24 protein-coding genes are annotated in these 25,440 nt (G+C 39.6%); 10 read left to right on the forward strand and 14 right to left on the reverse strand.

From position 1 onward, the window contains the following. Positions 1-22 precede the first annotated feature (22 nt). The gene (locus GPDM_RS01445) at positions 23-499 is read right to left on the reverse strand and encodes a divergent PAP2 family protein (protein WP_008428220.1); all 477 of its coding nucleotides are present in this window, start codon (positions 497-499) and stop codon (positions 23-25) included. 150 nt (positions 500-649) lie between these two features. Between GPDM_RS01445 and GPDM_RS01450 the strand changes: the two genes are divergently transcribed. Next, positions 650-2,143 carry a leucyl aminopeptidase gene (locus GPDM_RS01450; RefSeq protein ID WP_008428222.1) on the forward strand — a complete coding sequence of 498 codons (1,494 nt, stop codon included), beginning with the start codon at positions 650-652 and terminating at the stop codon, positions 2,141-2,143. 54 nt (positions 2,144-2,197) lie between these two features. Here the strand turns inward: GPDM_RS01450 and mnhG are convergent, their stop codons facing one another. The 8 genes from mnhG to GPDM_RS01490 form a co-directional block, all read right to left on the reverse strand. Then, positions 2,198-2,545 (reverse strand): monovalent cation/H(+) antiporter subunit G, encoded by a 348-nt coding sequence (gene mnhG / locus GPDM_RS01455; RefSeq protein ID WP_236610195.1) that lies wholly within the window; start codon positions 2,543-2,545, stop codon positions 2,198-2,200. A 19-nt stretch (positions 2,546-2,564) separates the two neighbouring features. Next, complete coding sequence (locus GPDM_RS01460; RefSeq protein ID WP_008428227.1) at positions 2,565-2,846, reverse strand: Na(+)/H(+) antiporter subunit F1; 282 nt, start codon at positions 2,844-2,846, stop codon at positions 2,565-2,567. Then, positions 2,843-3,322 carry a Na+/H+ antiporter subunit E gene (locus GPDM_RS01465; RefSeq protein WP_008428228.1) on the reverse strand — a complete coding sequence of 160 codons (480 nt, stop codon included), beginning with the start codon at positions 3,320-3,322 and terminating at the stop codon, positions 2,843-2,845. Before GPDM_RS01465 ends, GPDM_RS01460 begins: the two co-directional genes overlap by 4 nt. 7 nt (positions 3,323-3,329) lie before the next feature. Continuing rightward, complete coding sequence (locus GPDM_RS01470; protein WP_008428230.1) at positions 3,330-4,811, reverse strand: Na+/H+ antiporter subunit D; 1,482 nt, start codon at positions 4,809-4,811, stop codon at positions 3,330-3,332. Next, the gene (locus tag GPDM_RS01475; protein ID WP_008428232.1) at positions 4,804-5,151 is read right to left on the reverse strand and encodes a Na(+)/H(+) antiporter subunit C; all 348 of its coding nucleotides are present in this window, start codon (positions 5,149-5,151) and stop codon (positions 4,804-4,806) included. The genes GPDM_RS01470 and GPDM_RS01475 overlap by 8 nt, the downstream gene beginning before the upstream one ends. Then, complete coding sequence (locus tag GPDM_RS01480) at positions 5,151-5,573, reverse strand: Na(+)/H(+) antiporter subunit B (RefSeq protein ID WP_008428234.1); 423 nt, start codon at positions 5,571-5,573, stop codon at positions 5,151-5,153. Before GPDM_RS01480 ends, GPDM_RS01475 begins: the two co-directional genes overlap by 1 nt. Next, on the reverse strand, positions 5,560-7,974 hold the full coding sequence (locus tag GPDM_RS01485) for a Na+/H+ antiporter subunit A (protein ID WP_008428236.1): 2,415 nt from the start codon (positions 7,972-7,974) through the stop codon (positions 5,560-5,562). Before GPDM_RS01485 ends, GPDM_RS01480 begins: the two co-directional genes overlap by 14 nt. Positions 7,975-8,211: 237 nt before the next feature. After that, a complete protein-coding gene (locus GPDM_RS01490; protein WP_008428238.1) occupies positions 8,212-9,444 on the reverse strand; it encodes an MFS transporter in 1,233 nt (410 codons plus the stop codon). Between the two features lie 182 nt (positions 9,445-9,626). Between GPDM_RS01490 and GPDM_RS01495 the strand changes: the two genes are divergently transcribed. After that, positions 9,627-10,319 carry a peptidylprolyl isomerase gene (locus GPDM_RS01495; RefSeq protein ID WP_008428241.1) on the forward strand — a complete coding sequence of 231 codons (693 nt, stop codon included), beginning with the start codon at positions 9,627-9,629 and terminating at the stop codon, positions 10,317-10,319. A gap of 86 nt (positions 10,320-10,405) precedes the next feature. Continuing rightward, positions 10,406-10,666, forward strand: a complete 261-nt coding sequence (locus GPDM_RS01500; RefSeq protein WP_039862717.1) for a DUF1871 family protein — start codon at positions 10,406-10,408, stop codon at positions 10,664-10,666. Between the two features lie 57 nt (positions 10,667-10,723). On the opposite strand, the gene GPDM_RS01505 is transcribed toward GPDM_RS01500, so the two are convergent. Both GPDM_RS01505 and GPDM_RS01510 read right to left on the reverse strand, forming a co-directional pair. Further along, positions 10,724-10,927: a helix-turn-helix domain-containing protein gene (locus GPDM_RS01505; protein WP_008428244.1), complete on the reverse strand. Its 204-nt coding sequence runs from the start codon at positions 10,925-10,927 to the stop codon at positions 10,724-10,726. A 106-nt stretch (positions 10,928-11,033) separates the two neighbouring features. After that, positions 11,034-12,368 carry a sodium-dependent transporter gene (locus GPDM_RS01510; protein ID WP_008428246.1) on the reverse strand — a complete coding sequence of 445 codons (1,335 nt, stop codon included), beginning with the start codon at positions 12,366-12,368 and terminating at the stop codon, positions 11,034-11,036. A 149-nt stretch (positions 12,369-12,517) separates the two neighbouring features. Here GPDM_RS01510 and GPDM_RS01515 point away from each other — a divergent pair, with 149 nt between their 5' ends. Then, a complete protein-coding gene (locus GPDM_RS01515) occupies positions 12,518-15,121 on the forward strand; it encodes a hypothetical protein (protein WP_008428248.1) in 2,604 nt (867 codons plus the stop codon). Between the two features lie 86 nt (positions 15,122-15,207). Continuing rightward, positions 15,208-15,582 carry a S1 domain-containing post-transcriptional regulator GSP13 gene (gene yugI / locus GPDM_RS01520; RefSeq protein ID WP_008428249.1) on the forward strand — a complete coding sequence of 125 codons (375 nt, stop codon included), beginning with the start codon at positions 15,208-15,210 and terminating at the stop codon, positions 15,580-15,582. A 26-nt stretch (positions 15,583-15,608) separates the two neighbouring features. Here yugI and GPDM_RS01525 read toward each other — a convergent pair whose 3' ends face one another. Next, positions 15,609-16,922 (reverse strand): sigma-54-dependent Fis family transcriptional regulator, encoded by a 1,314-nt coding sequence (locus tag GPDM_RS01525; RefSeq protein WP_008428251.1) that lies wholly within the window; start codon positions 16,920-16,922, stop codon positions 15,609-15,611. 139 nt (positions 16,923-17,061) lie between these two features. Between GPDM_RS01525 and pruA the strand changes: the two genes are divergently transcribed. The 4 genes from pruA to GPDM_RS01545 all read left to right on the forward strand — a co-directional run bounded on the left by pruA (position 17,062) and on the right by GPDM_RS01545 (position 22,477). Continuing rightward, positions 17,062-18,606 carry an L-glutamate gamma-semialdehyde dehydrogenase gene (gene pruA, locus GPDM_RS01530; protein ID WP_008428253.1) on the forward strand — a complete coding sequence of 515 codons (1,545 nt, stop codon included), beginning with the start codon at positions 17,062-17,064 and terminating at the stop codon, positions 18,604-18,606. Positions 18,607-18,683: 77 nt separating this feature from the next. Then, positions 18,684-19,877 (forward strand): ornithine--oxo-acid transaminase, encoded by a 1,194-nt coding sequence (locus GPDM_RS01535; protein WP_008428255.1) that lies wholly within the window; start codon positions 18,684-18,686, stop codon positions 19,875-19,877. 81 nt (positions 19,878-19,958) lie between these two features. After that, complete coding sequence (locus GPDM_RS01540) at positions 19,959-21,203, forward strand: Glu/Leu/Phe/Val family dehydrogenase (protein ID WP_008428257.1); 1,245 nt, start codon at positions 19,959-19,961, stop codon at positions 21,201-21,203. Between the two features lie 110 nt (positions 21,204-21,313). After that, complete coding sequence (locus GPDM_RS01545; protein WP_008428259.1) at positions 21,314-22,477, forward strand: iron-containing alcohol dehydrogenase; 1,164 nt, start codon at positions 21,314-21,316, stop codon at positions 22,475-22,477. Positions 22,478-22,512: 35 nt separating this feature from the next. On the opposite strand, the gene GPDM_RS01550 is transcribed toward GPDM_RS01545, so the two are convergent. Both GPDM_RS01550 and GPDM_RS01555 read right to left on the reverse strand, forming a co-directional pair. Further along, complete coding sequence (locus GPDM_RS01550) at positions 22,513-23,499, reverse strand: cation diffusion facilitator family transporter (protein WP_008428262.1); 987 nt, start codon at positions 23,497-23,499, stop codon at positions 22,513-22,515. A gap of 15 nt (positions 23,500-23,514) precedes the next feature. Further along, positions 23,515-24,243: an MgtC/SapB family protein gene (locus tag GPDM_RS01555; RefSeq protein WP_008428264.1), complete on the reverse strand. Its 729-nt coding sequence runs from the start codon at positions 24,241-24,243 to the stop codon at positions 23,515-23,517. A 106-nt stretch (positions 24,244-24,349) separates the two neighbouring features. Between GPDM_RS01555 and GPDM_RS01560 the strand changes: the two genes are divergently transcribed. Beyond that, the gene (locus tag GPDM_RS01560; protein ID WP_008428266.1) at positions 24,350-25,252 is read left to right on the forward strand and encodes a DMT family transporter; all 903 of its coding nucleotides are present in this window, start codon (positions 24,350-24,352) and stop codon (positions 25,250-25,252) included. Positions 25,253-25,440: the final 188 nt, after the last annotated feature.

Here is a 25,440-nt window from a genome sequence, read left to right on the forward strand (position 1 = left end):
TTTTTTTACATTGAAATGATGGTTATATAATGATGCCATAAACAATAAAGGAAATGGCAATGCCTGTTAAAGCTCCCATGAATACTTCACTTGGTTTATGACCAAGCAAGGTTTTAAGTTCTTGAATTTTCTCTTCTTCTTTTTTCTGAGGCCATTTTCTTGTTTCTTCCATGAAGATGTAAATGTCTTGACGCATTTTGTTGATGGTCAATGCTTGTTGACCTGCCTGAAAACGAACACCTGTAGCATCGTACATTGTGATAACTGCAAACATTGTAGATACAGCAAAGATTGTAGAAGAAACACCATGCTCAAATGCGACCGCTGTGGTTAAAGAGGTAACCGCAGCTGAATGGGAACTAGGCATGCCGCCAGTTGAAGAAAAAAGCTTCCAGTCTAGTTCGCGTGTTACAACATACTGAATCGGGATTTTGATAAATTGAGCAAAGACAATTGCAAATAATGCAATCATCAGAGGTAGGTTAGAGAAAATTTCCACGTGGTGTCACAGCCTTTCAGTCTAAATATGTTCTCCCAGTATATCATAGACAACAAAATGTCAGGACTGTTTTATTCCTTCGTCTCTCGAACTACTCGAATCTCGGATTAAATGCTACACTTAAAGAGAACATATAAAAGGAGGAGTTTTATGCAAATCGAATTAGAACAACATTCACAGGACAATGGAGCAGAAATCCTCGTGGTCGGCTTAAGCCGTCATCCTGAGAACAGTAAAGGATGGGAAGATTTCGCGAAACGATTTGATGGTAAGTTGGAAAGTTGGACAAAACAAGATTTATCATTTGATTTAAAAACGTTGACTACATACCCTACACTTTCTGGAGCGATTCCGCGCGTCATGTTTATTGGATTAAACGACCGTAAAAAATTGACTGAAGAAAATCTTCGTTCTTGCTTTGGATTAGTCGGCAAAGAGTTAGCGAAGAAAAAAATTAAACACGCAGCCATTTATATGGAGTCGTTTGAAAACGATTCGATAAATAGCGAAGATGTAGCTTATTTAGCTGCTGAAGCGGTTACTCTGGGTGGCTATAGCTTTGATGATTACAAAACAACCTCAAATGAAACGCAAGTAAAATTAGAAACTTTAACTTTCCTGGCAGAAGAAATAGAAGGAGACGTGGAAGCTGCCGCTACAGTAGGAGCTATCTTTGGACAGTCTGTTAATGAAGCACGGACACTTGTGAATATGCCTGCAAATATTTTAACAGCTACAGCAATGGGTGAATACGCAAGAGAGCTAGGGGAAACGTATGGCTTTGAAACAGATATTTTGGGCAAAGCAGAACTTGAAGAACTTGGCATGGGTGCGATTCTTGCTGTTAACCAAGGCTCTACCGAAGAACCGCGTCTAATTGTCTTGAAATACAAAGCAACAGAAGGCTTTGAAGACCCACTAGCGCTTGTTGGAAAAGGAATAACCTTTGATACTGGTGGTTACTCAATCAAGCCAAAAGACGGCATTGTAGGGATGAAAGGTGATATGGGTGGTGCTGCTGCAGTGCTGGGCGCTATGAAAATCATTGGTGAACTTCAACCAAAACAAAACGTACTTGCTGTTATTGCTTCGACAGACAATATGATTTCTGGAAATGCTTTTAAACCGGATGATGTTATTACTTCAATGAGTGGTAAAACAATTGAAATTTTAAATACCGATGCTGAAGGTCGTTTAGTATTAGCGGATTCTGTTAGTTATGCGAAACAACTTGGCGCAACGAAAATCGTGGATGTTGCGACGTTAACAGGTGGAGTTATTGTTGCGTTAGGAAAAGACAAAACAGGTGCTTTAACAAACGACGAAGCCTTTTTTGAAACTTTCTTAGAAGCTTCAATGGAGAGTGGCGAATTTGTTTGGCGCTTGCCGCTAACAGAAAGCGACAAAAAACGAATTCGCACAAGCAATGTAGCGGATTTAAACAATTCACCAGGTCGCGATGGCCACATGATCTTTGGTGGCGGGTTTGTTGGCGAATTTGTAGGAGATACCCCGTGGATTCATTTAGACATTGCGGGAACATCTGATGCGGACAGCGCGCATGACCTTGGACCAAAAGGTGGAACGGGCGCAATGGTACGCACGCTTGCTATGCTAGTTGAAAAAATGGCAGACGAGCAATAAAAAACTCAAATTAAATAGCCAGCGAAAAGTATGTTACTTTTCGCTGGCTATTTTTTATTCTTCAGGTGTTTTGTTGTTTAACAATTCGTCCTTTTTATTTTTGATTGCAACTTTCATATCATCACGTACTGTTTCGTCAGCAACACTGATGCCGGACATATATGCAGCACGTCCAATCAAATGGCCACCTACAGGAGCGGTAATAAACAAGAACGCGATCGCAATGATTAACTGAGTGTTAAATATGCCTTCTATTAACCAAAAGTGAATAAAGGCAGCAAGTAATACACAAAGCACACCAAGTGTAGAGCTCTTAGAGGCCGCGTGTGTGCGTGTATAAACATCTGGTAGACGTATTAGCCCAAGAGCCGTAACCAAGCTAAATATGACTCCTGTGCTCATTAATACAATGATGACAATGTTAATTATGGTCGTTTCGATCGAAAATCTCTCCTCTCTCAAGGAATTTCGCAAATGCGGTTGTTCCGATAAAGGACAAGATGCTTAACAACAAAATAACTTCTAAAAAGAATTCTGTCTCGATGATTAAAGACAATAACGCGACAATCGATACGAGTGCAATACCAATAGCATCAAGTGCTACGACACGATCGGCAATTGTAGGACCTTTCACAAGTCGAAAAAGAAGTCCTGTAAAGCCTAAGCTAACAAGAATTAGCGAAACCCAGTAAAACGTCATCATGGGCGGCTCACCTCCAAAATCGCACGTTCGAATGTATCTTTAATCGAATTGACGGCATCTTCAATATCATCAAAGTCGAGTGCGTGAATGTAAAGTCTTTTCTGGTCATCAGAAATACCGACAACCAAGGTACCTGGAGTTAACGTGATCAAAGCAGATAACAATGTAATTTCCCAGTCTTCTGTTAACTCAGTTTCTAATTCGAATATAGCAGGCTTTAACTTCATCTTCGGTTTAATCACAATAAACAAAACTTGCATACTCGATTTGAAAAGTTCTTTTAAAAACAAGAAAAACAGGGAGATAACTGCCCATCCTCTTGATGTATAAAGCCGGTATGAAAAGAACCGGCGCATTAACACAATGATCCCAAGGCCAACGAGAAAGCCAATCGCGAATCCTGACGGGCTAAAGGAAACAGTCATGAACATCCAGACAAAGGCCAAGAAGAAATTCAATAAAATTTGTAAAGCCATGTGTCACCTACTCCTTTAAGACCGCATCGATATAGATGGATGGATTCAGCAGCACTTCACCTGCACCTGAAATAAGGGGCATGAAGAGTTCCGCGCCGACCCCGTATACCACTGTCATGGCAACAAGGATGACCGTTGGGATAAACATTTGATTGAATGTTGATTTTTTCAAAGGCACAGTTTCAACCGGCTTGCCCCAGAAAGCATAGATGAAAATACGCACAGAGCTGAGTAGCACGATTAAGCTAGTAGCTAAGATGACGATACTCCCCCAAAACTGTGGTCCTTCAAATCCGCCTTGAATAATAAGCAACTTTCCTGGAAATCCGCTTAGCGGAGGAATGCCAGCTAAACCAAATGCAGTTAACAAGTAAACCCAGCCTAAAGCCGGATAAGTTTTGATCAATCCACCCATTTTCCGAAGATCTGTTGTACCAAATAGTACCGCAACAATTCCAATTAAGAAAAACAAAGCAGCTTTGATCAACATATCGTGGATTAAATACATAATCGATCCATCAATGCCTGGTTGGTTTAATTGTGCAACACCAAACAAAATAACACCAACTGCAATAATAATGTTGTAGATAATAATTTTTTTGACATCAAAATAAGCGAGAGCACCAACGCACCCAGCAAAAATTGTGAGAATTGCAATGATTCCTAGTAGTTCATGAGTAAATCCAACATTCATCGTAAAGAACAAGGTGTATGTACGCATGATCGCATAAACACCGACTTTCGTCAGCAACGCCCCAAACAACGCAAGTATTGGAATTGGTGGTGCATAATACGATCCTGGCAACCAGAAATACAAAGGGAAGATTGCGGCTTTAAAACCAAAAACCACCAGGAACATGACGGCAATAACCGTTAAAATGCCCGTTTCTTCAATTTGCGGAATCTTTACTGCCAAATCCGCCATATTCAATGTCCCTGTAACCGAGTATAAAAAAGCGACAGCGGCAACAAACAAAGACGAGGAAATGATATTCACAAGCAAATATTTAATGGATTCTCGTAGCTGTGGTTTTTCGCCACCGTGGACAATCAACGTATAAGAAGCCATTAACAACACTTCAACGAAAACGAATAAGTTGAATATATCGCCAGTTGTAAAGGCACCATTAACACCGACCATTAAAAACAGCACGCTTGGATAATAAAACGATTGCTCGCGTTTTACCCCAATCGTAGGGATGCTATAAAAAATAACAAACAATACGAGCAGTGAAGCTGTGACAACTAGTAAAGCAGAAAGTGGATCCGACACCATCGAAATACCAAAAGGTGCGGGCCAGCTACCAAGCGTGACCGCTTGAACACCGTCTGTATTAACTTTTGCTAAGAGTACAAGAGCAGAAAGTAGAGCAGCTCCTGCACCAACTACAGCTAACAGGCGCTGAAGTTTTATGTTTTTCGGGAACATCATCAGGATAGCAGCAAAAAACAAAGGAATGATAATTGGGAACAGAAGTAAATTACTCATAATCTTCAGTTCCTCTCAGCAAATTCATATTGTCGGTACCAAGCTCCTGATAAGACCGGTAGGCGAGCACTAAGAAAAATGATGTTACGGCAAAAGAAATGACAATCGCTGTCAAAATCAATGCTTGTGGGAGAGGGTCTGCGTAATCGCTGACACTCACTCCATGAGAAACAACAGGTGGAGAATTTCCTCCGAGTCCACCCATTGTTAGTAGTAAAAGGTGAGCACCGTGACTCAATAACCCTGTCCCAATAATGATGCGGATTAAACTTTTTGAAAGCATTAAGTACACAGCTGCCATAAAAAGAAATCCAATAGCAACCGACATAATTATTTCCATTATTCATCCTCTCCAATCGTTTGAATAATGGTCATCGTAACTCCAACAACAACCAAGTAAACTCCTGCGTCGAACAGCATTGCTGAGTGCAGGGAAGTTTTACCGAAAAGCGGTAAATCAAAATAACCAAAAGCGTGTGTGAAAAAAGGAACATCAAAGACAATTGCCCCAGCAGCTGTAGCAAGCGCTAGTAATAAGCCAATAGCTGTCATGGTCACATAATTTATAGGCAATATTTTTTTTACCGTTGCAATATCAAAAGATAGCATCAACAGCACAATGGCACTAGTAGTCAGTAACCCGCCGACAAATCCTCCGCCGGGTGTATAATGTCCTGCAAAGAATATATGGACAGCAAACATCAAAATGATGAAGGTCACTACCTTGGTGGCCGTTTGAAGCATTACATCATTTGTTCTCATGCTGATCCTCCTTTTTCGTCAAGCGCAGTTTAATCATCGTAATAATGCCAATACCCGCAATACCCAATACGGCAATTTCAAACAATGTATCAAAACCACGATAATCAACTAAAATGACATTGACGATATTTCCGCCGCCTGCTTCTTTATAAACCGTTTCTTTATAGAATTCGGAAATCGAAGGCATGGCTTTTTGAGATAGAGAAGATAACGCAACTAAAGTTACAGTTACCCCAACACCTATTGCAACAAGTGCGTTTCCGAAACGGAAGCGCATGCGTTCTTCTTTACGACTGATCTGTGGCAAATGGTAAAACGCCAGCAAGAACAAGGCAACAGAAATCGTTTCAATCACGAGTTGTGTTAAAGCCAAATCAGGAGCACGGAAAATCACAAAGAATAATGCGATTGAATAACCGACTGCACCAAGAGCGATAATTCCTGTGAGTCTAGATTTAGAGAAAAGAATCGTAAATGTTGAACCAACTAAAGCGATTAAAATTACAACTTCATAAAATCCGATCGGTGCAAGATTGGTGAAATCAATCACAAATGCATCGGTTAAGAATAAAGTTCCAAGTACAATAAACACGACAAAACTAAACATATACACCAAGTACGAACGGATAAAGCCCGTCATGTAAATTCTAGAGAAACGATTAGCACCGGTGTCACTCAAAAACATCATATTGTCATAGAGGGCATTTAGCGAAATAGCATCTGGGAAGAGATCGTAACTCTTCTGCCATTTGCGCAATGTCCAAAACATCAGGAAGCCGATCGCGAAAATGCCAAGCGTCATAAAGAACTCAAGTTTAAATCCATGCCAAGCTTCTACGTGAATTTTAATTTCTTCCGGTGAATCGTAAAGGAAGGGCTGCATAGCTAAAACTGCTGGTTTGACAAGCCAATCCCCAATAAGATTCGGGATAAAGAAAATCACAACAACAAGTAGTGCCAAGAATACGGGCGAAACGAGCATACCAATCGGTGCTTCGTGAGCCGGTTTTGGCAATTCGTCGGGTTTGTGTTCGCCAGCAAACGTGTGGAATACGAAATAGAAGCTGTAAATAAACGTGAATACAGAGCCAAGCCATGCCACAACAGGGAACAAGATGCCCCAAACGTCCATGGAGAACAAATCAAATTCTGTTAACGACAGCATCGCAGTCAAAAACATTTCCTTACTCAAGAATCCACCAAACGGAGGTAAACCTGCCATCGAAAATGCGCCAATCACAGCCACTGTAAAACTGATTGGCATCAAGCTCATCAATCCACCAAGCTTGCGAATGTCTCGCGTTCCAGTTTCGTGATCAACGATACCCGCAATCATAAACAAGCTGCCTTTAAATACAGCATGATTGATCAAGTGGAAAATTGCGGCAAAGCCAGCATATTTAAACGTTGTTTCAGCAATATTGTCGATATGATAACCCGCAGCCGAAGCGCCGAGCAATGACATAATCAAGCCCAATTGTGAAACGGTTGAAAATGCCAAAATTCCTTTTAAGTCTTTTTGTTTTAAAGCGAAAAATGAACCCCAGAACATAGTGAATAGTCCGACACCTGTAACTAGCCACATCCATGTACCTGATATTGCAAAGATTGGAGTCAATCGGGCAACTAAGTACAAACCGGCTTTAACCATCGTCGCAGAGTGCAAATAAGCACTAACAGGAGTAGGCGCTTCCATTGCGTCTGGAAGCCAGATATAAAACGGAAACTGTGCCGATTTTGTAAAAGCACCGAACAACACTAAGACAAGCGCCCAAAGGAAGAAGTCGTGCGACACAAGTTCAGTTGCTTGCGGTATTAACTCGCGTATGGAATATGTACCACCCATAATACTTAGTAATACAAATCCCCCAAGCATCATCAATCCGCCAAAAACGGTAATCATCATAGATTTTAATGCACCAAAACGGGAGCGGTCACGGGTATACCAATAACCAATTAACAAGAACGATGAAATCGAGGTCAATTCCCAGAATAAATAAAGGGTGATTAAGTGGTCACTTTGGACAATACCAAGCATTGCCGTCATGAACATTAACAAGTAAACGTAAAAGTTATGTAATTGTTCACGGTGTTTGTCCAAATAAAAAATGGAATATAGCACTACTAATGCGCCGATACCTGTAATCAGCAAAGTGAACAAGAGGCTCAATCCATCGATATACGCGATAAATGCGATATCAAGCGAAGGAATCCATTGGAATTCAGACACTAAATTACCGCCATGTATTGTTGTAGGAAGCAATGAGACGTAGTAACTAAATAAAACGACAGGAACAATTAAAACAAACCAGCCAGTATGAATCTTTCCGACTTTCTTAAATAACAGCGGAACAAACAAGGCTGCAAGCAAAGGTAAAAAGATTAAAAACACAAATGACAAATGAATCCTCCTTCCAGCATAAACGTGATGAGTTTCTAATTAGAAATTATAACGTAAATCGAGTGGATTTGCACCGCTCATCAATTAATGCCATTAGATTCAATGCACTTTTTATAAACTTTAGAAATAGGAAGAAACCCGGTAAAAAAAATTTCGAATTTCATAAAAAAGCATAAAAAAACTGTAGACAACTCGAGTTGTCTACAGTTTTATACGTCTAACATGCAATTTATCTTTTCACGTATTCTTTAATTCTTGTTCTAGTAATACGTCTTCAAAGTCTTGCTGTGGTTTTGCAAGTGTTGTCCGAAGAAAGACAAAAGCAAAAATAAATAAAATGCTCGTCACAATAAAGACGGACGAAATACCGATAAACCCACTAACAATCCCGCCGAAAACAGGACCAATGATGTTCCCAAGAAATCGGAAGCTCGTATTATAGCCCATAATCTCACCTTGGATTTCTATCGGCGCTTCTCGGCGCATCAATGCAGTTGTTGTTGGGATCATTCCGCCAACAGCAACGCCAAAGAATAAGCGCAAGATAATTAATTGCCATAGGTCAGTAACGAAAGCTTGAGGGATGATAAAGACAAATGCTAGTACAAGCAATAAGCCAAGTACTTTTTCGTAACCAATAGAATCACCTAAGCGGCCCCAACGCCGGGCAAATAGTAAATTCCCAACACCGGTGGCACTAAACGTAACGCCTGCGAGAAATGCCACTTGCGCGCTCCCTGCTGTGAGTTCTGCTACGTAAAGCGAAAGTAAAGGTTGGATGCTAAAGTTCCCAATTTGAATTAACGCAGTGATAATCATAACGTTCAGCATTAACCGATGATGTAAAATGCCGTTGATAATTGTTTTTGGTGCATACACATGCGCACCTTTTATTTTAACGCGTTTGATTTCCCTTAAACCAAATACCACAAACAATGCCGCAATGGTAATAATGGTTGCTGTTATTAAAAACGTATATTTAAATCCAAAAGCATCAGCCATCAAACCACCGAGGACTGGTCCAAATAACGTCCCTGAAACGCTGCCCATTTGAAGTGTCCCAAGTGTTTTTCCTGCATTTTCTTTAGATGTTTGAGAGCTAACAAAAGCTAAAGAGGTAGGGATAAATCCAGTAACCAAACCCATAAATAAGCGAATCATAAACAATTCTGTAACGGAATCAGCTGTCCCCATTAAAAAAATACTGGTTGCAATACCAAAACCATTAATGATTAATATGGGCTTAAAACCGTATTTATCAGCAATACGCCCCCAAATAGGAGACATGATTAAAGCCGCTACAAAAGTTACACCAAATACCAGACCAGACCAACGTTGTACATATTCATCCGAGAAATTGCCGAGTGATTCAATATAAAGAGATAGGAATGGCATAATCATCGTCGTACTGCCGGCAACGAGGAAGTTAGTGAACATAATAATAAAGAAATTCTTTTTCTGTGTATCCATATGGAACCCTTCTTTCTGAAAGGAGCAATTGTTCCTATTATATAATACTTCGTTACACGAAGAAAGCGATGAAAATTATCGGTTTATTCAGAAAAAAAAGGGCGGAAGTTATCGGATAATGAGCTGGAAAAGGTGATTTTTAGTTTTCTGTTTCTATGCTAAAATAAGGCGGGGTGAAAAAGATGAAAAAAACAATTATAGTACCGATTTTAGTGGCATCTTTACTTGGTGCATGTTCAGACAAGCAAGCAGAACCTAGTACGGAAACAACAACAGAGACTAGCCAAGTCGAGGTAGAAGGATATCCGCAATTGTCGCAAGAAGTTGCTGAAGATGAAGCATTAGTCGAACTAAATACCTCGATGGGAACGATGAAAATCAAACTATTTCCAGAAATAGCACCAAAGACAGTCGAAAACTTTTTGACGCATGCTGAAAAAGGCTATTACGATGGATTGACTTTTCACCGCGTGATTGAAAACTTCATGCTGCAAACAGGTGACCCAAGTGGTACAGGCGGGGGTGGTGAAAGTATTTATGGTGCGCCATTTGAAGATGAATTTAACGATCACCTTGTTAACATTCGCGGAGCTTTATCTATGGCAAACGCTGGACCAGGTACAAATGGCAGTCAATTTTTCATTGTCCAGGCGCCTGAAGTTACAGAAGATATGTTCAAAAAAGAGTATCCACAAGAACTACAAGATGCCTATTTAGAACAAGGGGGTACGCCTTGGCTTGATGGAGGGCATACCGTATTTGGTCAAGTGATTGAAGGCCTTGATGTTGTAGACGCTATCGCTGCAGTTGAAACTGTTAGTGAAAAGCCAGTAGAAGAGGTTACGATCGATTCTATTGAAATTCTTCAGCAGTAAATACCTGTTGGACGCTTTTGCAACTCTTCTTCTCAGGTTTATGTGCTATTATAGCCCTAACGATAGAGAAATGTTAGGTGAAATCGATGAGTATGAATGAAATGAACAGAAAAGCTGTTGAAATCATGAAATATTGGGATCCATTTGCTATAGGCGCAGAATCATATGGCCAGGAAATTGGCACTGTCATCACACAATTACAAATGGTAGACCATCCATCAGAACTGGCAAAAACCATTCAAACGAGTTATGAGTATTCATTTGGAAAATGGATTCCTTTAGAACAATGTGTAGACATTTCCTACAAATTAATTGCTCTTAAATTCGAAGCAAAACACATCATTTAAAAGAAAAAGAGCGTCCGGTAAATTTTACCGGACGCTCTTCTTTATAAATTTTTACGATTATAAGCCATCCAATAAATTAGATGCAGGTACTTCTAAAGCATTTGAAAGGATCATAATGTTCTGGGTTGAAGGCACTTCTTCGCCGCTTTCAAAAGCTTGAAGTCTAGCAATCCCAATGCGCGTTTTTAATGCGAGTTCGTCTAATGATAAATTACGTTCTTCGCGAAGCGCTTTTAATTGTGCGTGTAACTCATTTTTCATATTCATGCACTCCTTCTCATATGGAACTTTCTTCTATAATATAATATTAGCACGTAGAGAAACATTAAGGTAGGTTTTAGTTATGGCGGTTTTCGGACTATTTAGATTAAAATATAGCGATTAAGCCACGAATAAACACGACAATAATAGCAGCGGGTGCTACATAACGCACTAATACACGCCAAATATCAACCCATACTTTTTGTTGAGATAATTCAGTATGTGCATCTTCTTTTGTTAACACATAGCCTGCGAATATTGCAGTAAACAATGCGCCAAGAGGTAAACCGATTCTGCTTGTTAACGTGTCCATAAGATCGAAGAACGTCATTCCGAAGAAAACTTCTTGCGGCATTACACCGAAAGACAAAGCACTTGGAATTCCTACGACGAAAATCATGATACCGAAAATAACGGCGATACGGCGACGACGATCATACTTGCTCTTAACGCCAATCGATACGGCAATTTCCAACATCGAAATAGAAGATGTTAAAGTTGCAAACAGTAATAGGATAAAGAAAATAATGATTAAAAATTGACCCATAAACAATTGATCAAAAACAGCAGGTAAAATAATAAACACCAATCCAGGACCTTGATCAGGTGTATAGCCTAAAGCAAACACTGCCGGGAAAATAATCAATCCGGCCATTATTGAAATCACGATATTTAATGTCACTACGCTGACTGAAGAGCGTGTTAAGTTTTCTGATTTTGATAAATAAGAAGCGTAAGTAATCATTCCCGCAACACCTACGCTCAACGAGAAGAATGCTTGGCCAAGTGCAACTAATGCAGTTTCAAAATTAAAGAACGACCAATCAGGAACAAACATAAAACGTACGCCTTCCATCGCGCCATCAAGTGTTAGCGAGCGAATCATTAAAACAACGAAGAAAATAAGTAAAGCGGGCATCATGATTTTGCTCGCACGTTCGATACCGCCTTTAATTCCTCCTGTTACAATCCAAACCGTTAGTCCCATAAAAGCAGCTTGTGCAATGAGCACTTCCCACGGGTTTGTGATGATCCCGACAAACAAGTCAGCAAATTCACTATCTGCTAAACCGGAAAGCTGAAACAAAATGGAGCGACCTAAGTACGATAATACCCAACCCCCAACAACGCTGTAAAAAGACAAGATTAAACATGAAAAGACAAATCCAGACCAACCGATTAAATACCACGGTTTGCCCGGGGCTTGTTTTTTAAGTCCAGTCACTGCATCTGCTTGGCCTCTTCGACCAATTACAAATTCAGCAAGTAAGACTGGCAAGCCAATTAAGACGGTACTAAGGATAAACAGCAAGATAAAGACACTGCCGCCATTGGCACCGGTTTCATATGGGAATTTCCAAATCGCTCCTAAGCCGATAGCACTTCCTGCTGCCGCTAATATAAAGCCAAACTTAGAGCTCCATTGGTCACGTGTTTTCAAAATTATCACTCCTATTTCTTATAGATTTACTCATTTTACACGAGCGGCATTAAAAAAAATAGCAGTTTTTGAAACGTTCTTCTTCTAAATACGTATTAAAATGTATTGAGTAGAAAAAAATGATTATTCCGACGACAAGGAGTGGAGATATGTCTTCAGCGATAGATGATTATAAAAAGGCCCAAAATGGCGATGATTTGGCATTTAATAACTGGATTGAACATAAATTACCAAGTTTTGGGCGACTTGCTTTTCAATTAGGTGTGTCGGTTAGTGAATTACCAACATTTCAACGGCTTTGTCTATTGGAATTTCAAAAACAACTCTATCAAATAGAGCAAAATAAAGCAGAAGTTCGGTTACATCAACTAATGGTTGAACAGCTATACCAGCAAAAAGCCCGAGCTGGAAACAAGGAGGAACCCAATGTTCTGGGATTTACAGAAGATATGGAATTGCATAGAGAGCTACAAAATCTAGAAATAGATCAACGGATTGCGATTGTGTTTCTTTATTTTCATACCGCTTCGTTGTCAACGACTAGCGGATTTATAGAAAAAACGGAACACCAAATAGAAGAATTGGTCATTGCAGGTATGCAAATCCTTCAAGAAAAACTCAACTTAGACCAATTGCAGTTAAAACAACGACTTTCAATGCTCGAGAAATCCTACCAACGATTTACTCCACCAGTCCCGCTTGCGCAAGAGAATGATAATTCCACAATAGAAGTGGCACTTGAAAAATCGAAGTCTAGTCCAATTTCACAGCCCGTTCGAAAAAAAACAAGCTTTATACTAGGGGCGGCATTTCTTTTTTTAGCCACTGTAGTAGGTGTAAGTTTTGCTATGAACGAGCAGCCAATTGATTCTGGAAAATCAACCGAGCAACAGCAACCGGAAACAATTACAGATGAAAAATTGGCAGAATGGCGTGAGCAATACGAGGATATTAAAAAAACATCCCCCGGCCGTTTAGGGATTTCAGCTGAACAATATGAAAAACTCGACTATGTAGAACGAGCTGATGAGGAAATGGAGCTTGTTTTTAGTAAGGAAAAAGTTAACTCCTTAAAAAACAATCCTCTTGAGATGGAAGCGACAGTTAATCGTCTGCTTAGAAAAATTGAAACGCCACAAGGAATGGTTGAGGCCTTATCTCGTCATTCGATGTTAGCTGCTGAAACGGAAGAATTTTTAATAGATTACTCAGTGAAAACAGACGAGTTGCGCCGCTATGTGGACGAACTACTAATCAAATACCAATCTGAGCTAAAGGGAATTGTTGTCATGGAGCAGTTGTCTTCAGAAAAGCTAATGGCTCAATCTCACAATTATCCAGAAGAGGTGCATCTCGTTGCAAAAGCTTTAGCTGAATACAATTTAATGATCATCCCTCATCCTAATAAAGAGCGGTTCAGGGCCATACGAAGCGTTAATCCACTTTATGGGCAAAACTTGATTAACAGCGATCCTTACGCTTTTCAGTATTTAAGTTGGTTGGCTGGAGATCCTTATATGGATGATAGTGGATTTTTATGGAGCTTAGAACAAGTTACAGAACAGCTCTTATCAATGGAGCAAGCCTTGTTAGAAGAAGGAATAGATAGTTCTTTGTTTGATGCGGTGGATGTTGCATATCAGCAAGTGTTTTGGCAACTCGTAAAAGGGAGTGAAAACACGATGATCTTTGACGAGAACGGAACCGTAAAATTGGAATACCGAGATGCCTGGAATCGCATTGCGTCATCCAATCCAATGGCGTATATCATATTGCCGATTTTGAAAGAAATGGAAGCGAGCAACTGGACCGCTTCAAAATCTTATGATGAATTGGAATTTCATCATTTATCAGATGCTGTCGATATGGAAAAATCAGGGGAGCTTGCGAATAAGTTGCCCAATGGCAATCTAGCGATCGAAGACGAGCTAGTCGATATGAAAGATTTCAACTACAGCCGAATAAAGGATTTATACAATTCATTTAAAACGAGTTATGATTTGCAATTGTTAGCAGGAGTACCACCTTTAGATGTGCTATTTATGTATCATTATGCCAATCACATCAAAGATCCAAAAACACAATGGTATTTAATAGCAGATAGCCCTTTTAAACCAACACTCGAAACATACGTACAAGAGTGGCAACCAATTCCTGAGCTTACTGAAAAAGCGAGGTGGGTTGAATTGTCTGCTGAATCATTCAAGCAGCGTATAAAAGAAAAGGTCTATATTTACCCACAAGTTAATATGGATGAGTTTGAAGAACGCATGGATTTACTATTAGTTACGGAAAAAGACCGAATTTGGCAGATCGACTACAGACATTTCGAAAATTATGATTTACTCGACGCAAATCAGCAGTTTGTGCAACGAGTTGAAAATTTGTATCAAGCGTTTGCGATAGATTATGAACAAAAGCATCTAGAAAACGCTAAACCGGGCGAAATAGCAGGTGTCTTTTTTAAAGCTGTGGAACACCAAGATATTCCTACTGTGAAACAATTAATGCCTGGACTTGACATGACAGACGAGGAATTATTGAGCTATTTCGAAATGTACAATTTACGTCCGCTTTCTGAATTAGCGCAACTAACATTCAAGACACATTTCGCGCCGTTTGTGTCAACGGGGCATGAAGGATCAGTAGAAATTGAATATGAAATGAATACGCATGAAGGCTTGTTCCAACAGCATTTCTTTATGGAGAAAACCAATAAGGGATGGCGAATGACAGCCATGAATAATTACTGATTTTACTCTCGGCATATAGTTGTGCTATAATATACAGATGCCAATAGGTGTACAGGATAATTAGATATGACTAGGAGCGGGTAAACATGACAAAAACATACCAAACAGGCGATACGGTTTCAGGAAAAGTTACAGGAATCCAGCCATACGGCGCATTCGTAGCTTTAGACGACCAAACACAAGGATTGGTCCACATTTCAGAAATCACTCACGGTTACGTGAAAGAAGTTAGCGAGTATTTGGAAGTAGGACAAGAAGTTGACGTAAAAGTATTGGAAGTTGATACAAAATCTAAAAAAATCAGCTTATCAATTCGCGCACTTCAAGAGCAGCCAGTAGCAGCTCAAAAAACTGAAAAACCAAAACAATCTCTTCAGTCACACGTGAACGAAAGTGATTCTGAAGGATTCAACTCTTTGAAAGAAAAAATGCAAGAGTGGATCAAACGTTCTGGACAGTAAGAAATTAAAAAAACGAAGCGTAGACATTATGTCTGCGCTTCGTTTTTTTTGATTTTTCGTAAACGGTATTGAAGGTTTTGTCGACTCATCCCAAGAGCAGCAGCTGCTTTTGTGACATTTCCATGATGTAAATCCATCGCTTTTTGCAAATAATACATTTCAGCTTCAAACAAATATTCCTCAAGTGGCAATAACTCCGTAGTAGACTGAACGATGAAATCTTCAGGTTTTTGTGCCCCGTTCAAATGATTCTTCAGCATGAAATGATGAGGTAGCATATCTGCTGTAACAATTTCTTGTGTTGTTAACATGGACGTGATTTCGTCTAATAGCAATTCCAGTTCTTTTAAATTCCCGGGCCAATCATAGTCATGCAGTAATGCTGTGACTTCTTTGTCTAGCCCGTGGACAACCGATCCTACCATCATTCGATGACGTGAAAAATAATCATTCACAAATGGCAAAATGTCTTCTTTACGCAGACGAAGTGGTTCCACTTTTATCGTCATAGAAGAAAAGAAATAGTAAAGGTCTTTCAGCAATTTATGTGACGTGATTAATTCGACTGGGTCTTCACCAACACTAGCGATAAAATACGTATTTCCACGTGAACGTTCTTCTACCATCTCTAGCAATTGTTCCTGCAAAGGCAGAGGCAGCAAATCAATTCGTTCACAATAAATAGTGCCTTCGTTAATTTGTTTGATGTCATCTCCGAGTTGATCGATAATCGACCCATCGGTTCCGTGACAATAAAGCGTGTGCATTGGTCTTTCAGAAGATTGCGCCCAATGAATCGCTTCTGCAATTAATTCTTTTCCAGTACCAGATTCACCTACTAGAAGTACCGGCAAATTTGCAATTGCTGCTTTTTCAGCAGTGGCAATTACTTTTTTCATGCTTGTTGATACGGCAGATATGGTTGAAAAGGTAATGGGTTCGTCGTATTTTTTTAATGGTTGATAAATGACTTTTTCAAGAGTTGTGACATCGCGTGATAACTCGATTGCACCAATCAACTTATTTTTATCAAATACCGGGTAGGTATCATTGATAGTTGTAATTTCTTGGCCTTTACGGTTCCAATAAGTTTGTTTGACATTAAAAACAGGAATTTTACTTTGAAGCACTTGTAACATTGTGCTTTCTTGTTGGTCAAACCGGAACAATTCTAACAGCGAACGGTCCGCAAGTTCCTCGAAATCAAATCCTTCAATTTCTCGCATTTTCTTATTATATAAAATGGTTTTTCCTTTTGTATCTATGGCGTGAATCCCAATAGCCACGTGCTCTCCAGCAAATTTATAAAACGGTGATAAATCGATATCTTCCGGCTTCAAAACGCTCACTCCAAAATTATTTTGATTTTTTAAACGAAAAGACTTGAATTATGCAACAATCTTTTGCATTATTATAAGTGGAAACAGTTTGAAAGTGCAAATTTTTTTTGCGCTCACTTAAAATTCAAGGAGGATTTACATGATTCCCTACAAACACGAACCATTCACAGATTTCTCGGTTGAAAAAAACCGCACAGATTACCTTGAGGGCTTGAAAACAGTTGAAGCTTACCTTGGACAAGATTATCCGTTAATTATTGGTGGAGAACGAATCACTACTGAAGATAAAATTATTTCTTTTAACCCTGCAAACAAAGAAGAATTGGTTGGACGAGTTTCTAAATCGAACAAAGAATTAGCTGAAAAAGCAATGCAAGCAGCTGATGAAGCTTTTAAAACGTGGAGAAAAGTAAAACCTGAAGTTCGCGCGGATGTTTTACTTAGAGCAGCTGCAATTGTACGTCGCCGCAAACACGAATTCTCAGCACTTTTAACAAAAGAAGCTGGTAAGCCTTGGAACGAAGCAGATGCAGATACAGCTGAAGCAATCGATTTCATGGAATACTATGCTCGCCAAATGCTACGTCTTAAAGACGGTATGCCAGTAGAAAGCCGTCCAGGCGAAGACAACCGTTATGACTATATTCCTTTAGGCGTAGGCGTTGTTATTTCACCTTGGAACTTTGCTTTCGCAATCATGGCTGGTACAGCTGTAGCAGCGATGGTAGCAGGTAACACTGTTCTATTAAAACCAGCATCAACAACTCCAGTAGTTGCTTATAAATTTATCGAAGTTCTTGAAGAAGCAGGCATGCCAGCTGGTGTTGTTAACTTTATTCCAGGACCAGGATCTGAAGTAGGCGATTACTTAGTTGATCATCCGAACACTCGCTTTATCTCATTTACAGGCTCTAAAGAAGTAGGTCTGCGCATTGCAGAACGTTCTTCTAAAGTGAACGAAGGCCAAATTTGGATGAAACGTTTAATCGCTGAAATGGGCGGTAAAAACACAATGGTCGTAGATAAAGAAGCAGACCTTGAGCTTGCCGCACAATCAATTGTGAAATCAGCATTTGGCTTTAGCGGACAAAAATGTTCAGCTGGATCTCGCGCAGTAATCGTAGAAGATGTTTACGATACAGTTCTTGAGCGCGTAATCGAGTTAACAAAAGAATTAACAATAGGTGACCCAACAGATCAGTCTAACTACATGGGACCAGTTATTGATGGCAACTCATACAACAAAATTATGAGCTATATCGAAATTGGTAAAGAAGAAGGACGCTTAGTTGCTGGTGGAGACGGAGACGATTCAAAAGGATTCTTCGTAAACCCAACTGTTTTTGCTGACCTTGACCCACAAGCTCGCATTATGCAGGAAGAAATCTTTGGTCCAGTTGTTGGATTAATGAAAGCTAAAGATTTTGACCACGCACTTGAAATTGCGAACAACACAGAATATGGCTTGACTGGTGGAGTTATCACCAACAACCGCGCTAACCTAGAAAAAGCACGTGAAGATTTCCACGTTGGTAACTTATACTTCAATCGCGGCTGCACAGGCGCAATCGTTGGATATCAGTCATTCGGTGGATTTAACATGTCTGGAACTGACTCAAAAGCAGGCGGCCCAGATTATATCGTTCTTCACATGCAAGCAAAAACAACTTCTGAGATGTATTAATCTATCACTAAATGGTATAATAATTCATTAAAAGGCAGACTACGGTCTGCCTTTTTTAAAAAAGAGGAGGAATTTACATGACACAAACACAAACAATTATTGAACAAACAGAAAAATTCGGTGCGAACAACTATCATCCGCTGCCAATTGTTATTACAGAAGCAGAAGGCGTATGGGTAAAAGATCCAGAAGGCAATAAGTTTATGGACATGTTGTCAGCTTACTCAGCTGTTAACCAAGGTCATCGTCACCCAAAAATCATTCAAGCGTTAAAAGATCAAGCGGACCGTGTAACATTAACATCACGTGCTTTCCACAACGATAAATTAGCTCCTTGGTACCAATTAATTTGCGATATTTCAGGTAAAGAAATGGCATTACCAATGAATACAGGCGCTGAAGCAGTTGAGACCGCTTTCAAAGCTGCACGTCGTTGGGCTTATGATGTAAAAGGCGTTGCTGAAAATCAAGCAGAAATTATCGCTTGCGACGGCAATTTCCATGGTCGTACGATGACAGCTGTTTCATTATCATCAGATCCTGAATACCGTAAAGGTTTTGGACCAATGCTTCCAGGCATTAACTTAATTCCTTTTGGCGATTTAGAAGCGTTGAAAAATGCAATTACACCAAACACAGCAGCATTCTTAATCGAACCAATTCAAGGAGAAGCAGGCATCATCATGCCTCCTGAAGGTTTCTTAAAAGCTGCGAGAGAACTTTGCCGTGAAAATAACGTACTATTCATTGCAGATGAAATCCAATGTGGACTTGCACGTACAGGAAAAATGTTTGCTTGCGAATGGGAAGATGTAAACCCAGATATGTACATTTTAGGTAAAGCACTTGGTGGCGGCGTATTCCCAATTTCATGTGTAGTTGCGGATAAAGACATTCTTGGCGTATTCAATCCAGGGTCGCACGGTTCTACTTTCGGCGGTAACCCACTTGCATGTGCAGTGTCTGTTGCTTCATTAGAAGTATTGCTAGATGAAAAACTATCAGAACGCTCTCAAGAACTAGGTGAATACTTCATGGGCAAATTACGTGAAATCAAACACCCTTCTGTAAAAGAAGTTAGAGGCCGTGGATTGTTCATCGGTATGGAGTTAACAGAAGCAGCAAGACCGTATTGCGAACAATTAAAAGAGTTGGGTCTATTATGTAAAGAAACACACGATACGGTTATCCGTTTTGCTCCACCATTAATCATTACAAAAGAAGAATTGGATTGGGCGATCGAACGCATCCAAAAAGTATTCGCTAATTAATTTCTACATGGCAAATAAATCTTCAAATGTGTTACACTAGTTGCTGAGTAAATACTAAATATAAAGAGGCGAATTAATACAATGGCTGAAAACTTGAACTTGTTGACGTCTACGCAGAATGTTATTAAAACTGCACTAGATAAGCTTGGATACGAAGATGCGATGTACGAGCTTTTAAAAGAACCAATGAGAATGTTAGAAGTGCGCATTCCAATCCGTATGGATGATGGCAAAACAAAAGTCTTTACAGGATTCCGTGCACAACATAGTGATGCGGTAGGTCCGACAAAAGGTGGAGTTCGCTTCCACCCGGATGTAAACCGTGAAGAAGTAATTGCGTTATCAATGTGGATGACATTAAAATGTGGAATTGTAGAATTGCCTTACGGCGGTGCTAAAGGTGGCATTATTTGTGATCCACGTGAAATGTCAATGCACGAGATTGAGAAATTGAGTCGTGGATACGTCCGCGCAATCAGTCAATTTGTTGGACCAAACAAAGACATTCCGGCACCAGATGTATTCACCAACTCACAAATCATGGCTTGGATGTACGATGAATACAGCAAAATTGATGAATTCAATTCTCCTGGTTTTATCACAGGTAAGCCAATTGTTCTTGGTGGATCTCAAGGTCGCGACAAAGCAACTGCTCAAGGCGTAACCATTTGTATTAATGAAGCAGCAAAAAAACGTGGCTTGGATATGCAAGGTGCACGCGTTGTTATTCAAGGTTTCGGAAATGCAGGAAGTTTCCTTGCGAAATTCCTTCATGACGCTGGTGCAAAAGTAGTCGGAATTTCAGATGCATACGGTGCTCTTCATGACCCAGATGGTTTGGATATCGATTATTTACTAGACCGTCGTGATAGTTTCGGAACAGTTACTACATTGTTTGATAACACCATTACAAATAAAGAATTATTTGAATTGGATTGCGACATTTTAGTACCGGCAGCTATTGCAAATCAAATCACTGAAGAAAATGCTAACAACATTAAAGCTTCTATTGTAGTTGAGGCGGCTAACGGCCCAACAACTGCAGAAGCAACGAAGATGCTAACAGATCGCGGGATTCTTTTAGTGCCTGACGTTCTAGCAAGCTCTGGTGGAGTTACAGTTTCTTACTTCGAGTGGGTACAAAATAACCAAGGTTATTACTGGACACAAGAAGAAGTGGACGAAAAACTCAACAAAAAATTAGTAGATGCCTTTGAAAACGTATATAATGTTGCGACGACACGTAATATTGATATGCGCTTGGCAGCTTATATGGTCGGCGCTCGTAGAACTGCAGAAGCTTCACGCTTCCGTGGATGGGTTTAAGACGCAAACAAAACCGCCTGGATTTTTCCGGGCGGTTTTTTGGGTTCAATCTTTTGCAATTTGTTTGGCATAACTTCATAATAAAATTTGAATAGAGGAGGATGATTGGATTGAACGCATTTTCATTTTACAACCCAGTAAAACTTATTTTTGGTAAAGGGCAGTTACAAGCTGCTAAAGAAGAATTGCCGAAATACGGTAAAAAAGTGTTACTTGTATACGGTGGAGGCAGCATTAAAAAGAACGGCCTTTATGATGAAGTGACTCAAGTGTTATCGGAAGCTGGACTTGAAGTTTTTGAATTAGCTGGAGTAGAACCAAACCCAAGAATTTCGACTGCTAAAAAAGGCATTGAAATTTGTAAAGCAGAAGGCATCGATGTGTTATTAGCAGTAGGTGGCGGCTCAGTTATTGACTGTACAAAACTAATCGCTTCTGGCGCAAAATACGATGGCGATGCATGGGACCTAGTTTCTCGTAAAGCACAGCCAGAAGATGCACTACCTTTTGGAACAGTGCTAACAATTGCTGCCACTGGTTCAGAAATGAATGCAGGATCTGTAATTACGAATGAAGAAACACAAGAAAAATATGGTTGGGGAAGCCCGTTATCATTCCCGAAATTCTCTATCTTAGATCCAACATACACATTGTCGGTACCGGAAAATCATACAGTATACGGAATTGTGGACATGATGTCTCATATTTTCGAACAATACTTTAATGATGCAACAAGCACACCTGTTCAAGATCGCATGTGTGAAGGTGTCTTAAAAGCAGTAATTGAAACCGCACCAAAATTGATGGATGATCTTCAAAGCTATGAGCACCGCGAAACAATTATGTTTGCAGGTACGATGGCATTGAACAAATTCCTTGAAATGGGTTACAGAGGAGACTGGGGTTCGCATAACATCGAACACGCAGTATCTGCAGTTTACGACATTCCACATGCTGGCGGATTGGCAATTTTATTCCCACAATGGATGCGTCATAACGTGAAAGTAAATCCAGCTCGTTTTGCTCAAATGGCCGTTCGTGTCTTTGATGTAAACCCAGAAGGCAAATCAGAAGAAGAAATTGCTTATGAAGGTATCGATCGCTTATCAGCGTTCTGGACTTCTTTAGGAGCACCAACTCGCTTAAACTACTACGACATCGACGATTCAAAAATCGATTCGATGGTTGACAAAGCGATGGTATACGGAGAATTTGGTAACTTTGCAAAACTAAAAGGTGAAGACGTAAAAGAAATTTTACAAGCGTCACTATAAAAAAGAAGGCTCAGCGCTTAGCGCTGAGCCTTTTATTAATATTTATGAAGTTGCTCTGGTCGTTTACTCAAATGCTTCCAATGGGTTTCGCCATCATCTGCATCAAGAGAAACGATTACGTCGTCAACGCTTGGTTGACTCAAAATAATTTCTGCTAAACGTTCTTGTAACGCGTCCGCTTGAATGATGTTTAAATGTGGATCAACTTCTATTTTAGTCTCTACATGAAGAAACTCTCCTTCTTTCACCACTTCTAACTCGCGAATGTCTCGCACATCTGGATGATCAGTTAATATATGAGCAATGTGATTTACCATTTGTTCATCTGTCTCACCGATTGCTCCACGCGCATTATCCATAAATACTTTGCCGACCACATATAACATCATAAGGCCGATTGCGATAGAGGCAGCACCTTCAACTTGAAGAAATCCTGTAGAATGGGCAATTAACACGGCGGCTAATGCTAACACTCCACCCGCAGTTGCGACTAGGTCTTCTAAAAACACTAACTTTGTTGCAGGCTTCGCACGATTTAAATGCGCAAAACTTGTAGTAAGAGGTGCCATTGCGCCACCTTTTACGCCTGCTTCATGTAAAATTTCTTTGCCCGCTTTATATAGAACAAAAAATTCAAGTAGGATGGCAATAGATAATACTACAACACTAATGATGAATCCTTCTGCTTCTACTGGTTCAGTTAATTGATGCCAACCTTCGACAATCGTTTCGTAAGCCATAACCCCAACAATAAGTACTGCTCCTAAGAGAACAATATTCAATAGGCGTCCAAAACCATTTGGGAATCTTTTTGTCGGCGCTTTCTTCGAAAGAGCGGAACCGATAAACACAAAGTATTGGTTGGCTGCATCACCAATAGAGTGCATCGTTTCGGCGAACATGGCAACGTTCCCGGTGAAAAAGAATGCTACACCTTTCATAATTGCGATAAATGTATTAATGATTGCTGCCGTCAATGACGGCTTATTGCCCTTTTTCAGTAAACCAAAAAACTCTTTCATAAAACTCCTCCTCAATTAAATCAATTCAATTTCAACTTCTTTTACTTTTTCCATATCTGATAACTCTTGATAAAGATCAATGGTATCCTTATCGTGAGAAACAGACATGCGTATTGCCAACTCATGAAAAGAAAAAGAACTTTCTTTATCTGAGTGGGTAATCGATAAACTTTCTACAATAGATCCACCTGCTTTTAATTCGTCTAACACTTCCCGAATGGCCGAACGTTCAGTTACCACCACTTTAATATTAGCTTCGACCATTTTTAGTCGGGTTGGTCCGAATTTAAAAAGAAGGGGAGGTAAAACTTCTATTGCAAAAAGAACAATTAATACAGCTGTAACGGCTTCAATATAAAATCCTGCTGCTACAGCGATGCCAATGCCACCAGCCCCCCAAATCATAGCCGCCGTCGTCAAACCTGATATCGAATCATTCCCCCGCTTCAAAATAACGCCGGCTCCTAAAAAACCGATGCCTGAAACAATTTGTGAAGCTAGACGTAGAGGGTCCATTGTAATATTAACATTATCATATTCACTGCCTTGTGCAATATAGGCAGATTCAATTGAGATAATTGTGATTAAACAACTAAACGTAGAGATAACGATGCTGGTCTTTAATCCAACAGGTTTACGCTTTAATTCTCTTTCTAATCCAATTACTAAACTTAATAGAGCTGCTATAAGTAGTTTAAAAAAAGTTTCTAATGAAGAAACTTCCAATGCGCTGAAAAACTCCATGAGAAAAACCTCCAATTTCATTAACTTATATTGATTCTGTATAGAGAAAGTGGCAAACTTATTTAGTGGTTGTCTGTAAAGAAAGAGCAGAAGAAGAGGTGTGGACATGGAAAAACCGGCTATTCATCCATATATACCTATTATAATAGGAGTTTTCTCGGTAGCGTTATCAGCAATTTTTGTGAAAATGACAGTTGCGGATTCGGGAGTGACAGCTTTTTATCGTATGTTATTCTCCGTTTTAATTATGAGTCCAGTCTTCTTACTGAAATATACCCACGAAATCAAAAAGTTAAGCAAGAGAGATTGGCTTTTTGCTTCGATAGCGGGTGTGTTTCTAGCGTTTCATTTCATTTTGTGGTTCGAATCGCTGAATTATACTTCGGTTGCCAGTTCAACTGTACTAGTAACACTTCAACCATTATTTGCTTTTGCAGGTACGTATTTCTTTTTCAAAGAGAAACTTTCTATTAAAACGCTTGTTTCAGGAGCTATCGCAATATTAGGTAGTGTCTTAATAGGATATGGTGACTTTCAAGTGAGCGGAAGTGCTCTGTATGGAGATTTATTAGCCTTAATAGCATGTGCGTTGATTACAGCTTATTTGTTATTCGGACAAGATGTTCGAAAAAGATTGTCATTGGTTACCTATACTTATGTCGTTTATAGTATTAGCACGATAACATTATTCTTCTATATTGTATTAAAAGGAGAGTCATTCGGACCTTATCCTGCTTCTGAGTGGATGTGGTTTTTATTATTGGCAATCATTCCAAACTTGCTTGGACACACATTATTTAACTGGGCTTTAAAGTGGGTAAGTACTAATGTCATCTCGATCGCTATACTTTTTGAGCCGATAGGTGCTGCTATACTTGCTTATTTTATACTCGGAGAATATTTAACAGTGTCTCAAATAGTGGGCGGAAGTGTAGTGTTAGCAGGAATTATGCTGTTTGTTACAGACTACAGGAAAATTAAAAAGTACTTTTTTAAAATAAACGCTTGATTTTTCGCGCGTGGCGGTTTATATTTATATATGTCCTTAAGATAACTCGAAAAAATATTTTGAAATAGTATTGACATTGAGTTTGAAACAGGATATATTAATAAAGTCGCCAATGAGCGCGGCAAACAAAACGAAACAAACTGAACCTTGAAAACTGAACAGCAAAACGTCAACAAACAGCAACGCCC

This window comes from Planococcus donghaensis MPA1U2, from assembly GCF_000189395.1.
In the GTDB taxonomy this organism is placed as follows: Bacteria; Bacillota; Bacilli; order Bacillales_A; family Planococcaceae; genus Planococcus; species Planococcus donghaensis_B.

Bases quoted from the DNA above. Each gene is read 5' to 3' on its own strand.
- GPDM_RS01555 (WP_008428264.1), bottom strand. From the start codon at position 24,243: ATGGAGTTTTTCAGCGCATTGGAAGTTTCTTCATTAGAAACTTTTTTT.
- GPDM_RS01465 (WP_008428228.1), bottom strand. From the start codon at position 3,322: ATGGCTTTACAAATTTTATTGAATTTCTTCTTGGCCTTTGTCTGGATG.
- yugI (WP_008428249.1), top strand. From the start codon at position 15,208: ATGACAAAAACATACCAAACAGGCGATACGGTTTCAGGAAAAGTTACA.
- GPDM_RS01540 (WP_008428257.1), top strand. From the start codon at position 19,959: ATGGCTGAAAACTTGAACTTGTTGACGTCTACGCAGAATGTTATTAAA.
- GPDM_RS01505 (WP_008428244.1), bottom strand. From the start codon at position 10,927: ATGAAAAATGAGTTACACGCACAATTAAAAGCGCTTCGCGAAGAACGT.
- GPDM_RS01560 (WP_008428266.1), top strand. From the start codon at position 24,350: ATGGAAAAACCGGCTATTCATCCATATATACCTATTATAATAGGAGTT.
- GPDM_RS01550 (WP_008428262.1), bottom strand. From the start codon at position 23,499: ATGAAAGAGTTTTTTGGTTTACTGAAAAAGGGCAATAAGCCGTCATTG.
- mnhG (WP_236610195.1), bottom strand. From the start codon at position 2,545: ATGAGCACAGGAGTCATATTTAGCTTGGTTACGGCTCTTGGGCTAATA.
- GPDM_RS01515 (WP_008428248.1), top strand. From the start codon at position 12,518: ATGTCTTCAGCGATAGATGATTATAAAAAGGCCCAAAATGGCGATGAT.
- GPDM_RS01495 (WP_008428241.1), top strand. From the start codon at position 9,627: ATGAAAAAAACAATTATAGTACCGATTTTAGTGGCATCTTTACTTGGT.
- GPDM_RS01460 (WP_008428227.1), bottom strand. From the start codon at position 2,846: ATGATGACGTTTTACTGGGTTTCGCTAATTCTTGTTAGCTTAGGCTTT.
- GPDM_RS01490 (WP_008428238.1), bottom strand. From the start codon at position 9,444: ATGGATACACAGAAAAAGAATTTCTTTATTATTATGTTCACTAACTTC.
- GPDM_RS01480 (WP_008428234.1), bottom strand. From the start codon at position 5,573: ATGAGAACAAATGATGTAATGCTTCAAACGGCCACCAAGGTAGTGACC.
- GPDM_RS01470 (WP_008428230.1), bottom strand. From the start codon at position 4,811: ATGAGTAATTTACTTCTGTTCCCAATTATCATTCCTTTGTTTTTTGCT.
- GPDM_RS01535 (WP_008428255.1), top strand. From the start codon at position 18,684: ATGACACAAACACAAACAATTATTGAACAAACAGAAAAATTCGGTGCG.
- GPDM_RS01450 (WP_008428222.1), top strand. From the start codon at position 650: ATGCAAATCGAATTAGAACAACATTCACAGGACAATGGAGCAGAAATC.
- GPDM_RS01500 (WP_039862717.1), top strand. From the start codon at position 10,406: ATGAGTATGAATGAAATGAACAGAAAAGCTGTTGAAATCATGAAATAT.
- pruA (WP_008428253.1), top strand. From the start codon at position 17,062: ATGATTCCCTACAAACACGAACCATTCACAGATTTCTCGGTTGAAAAA.
- GPDM_RS01475 (WP_008428232.1), bottom strand. From the start codon at position 5,151: ATGGAAATAATTATGTCGGTTGCTATTGGATTTCTTTTTATGGCAGCT.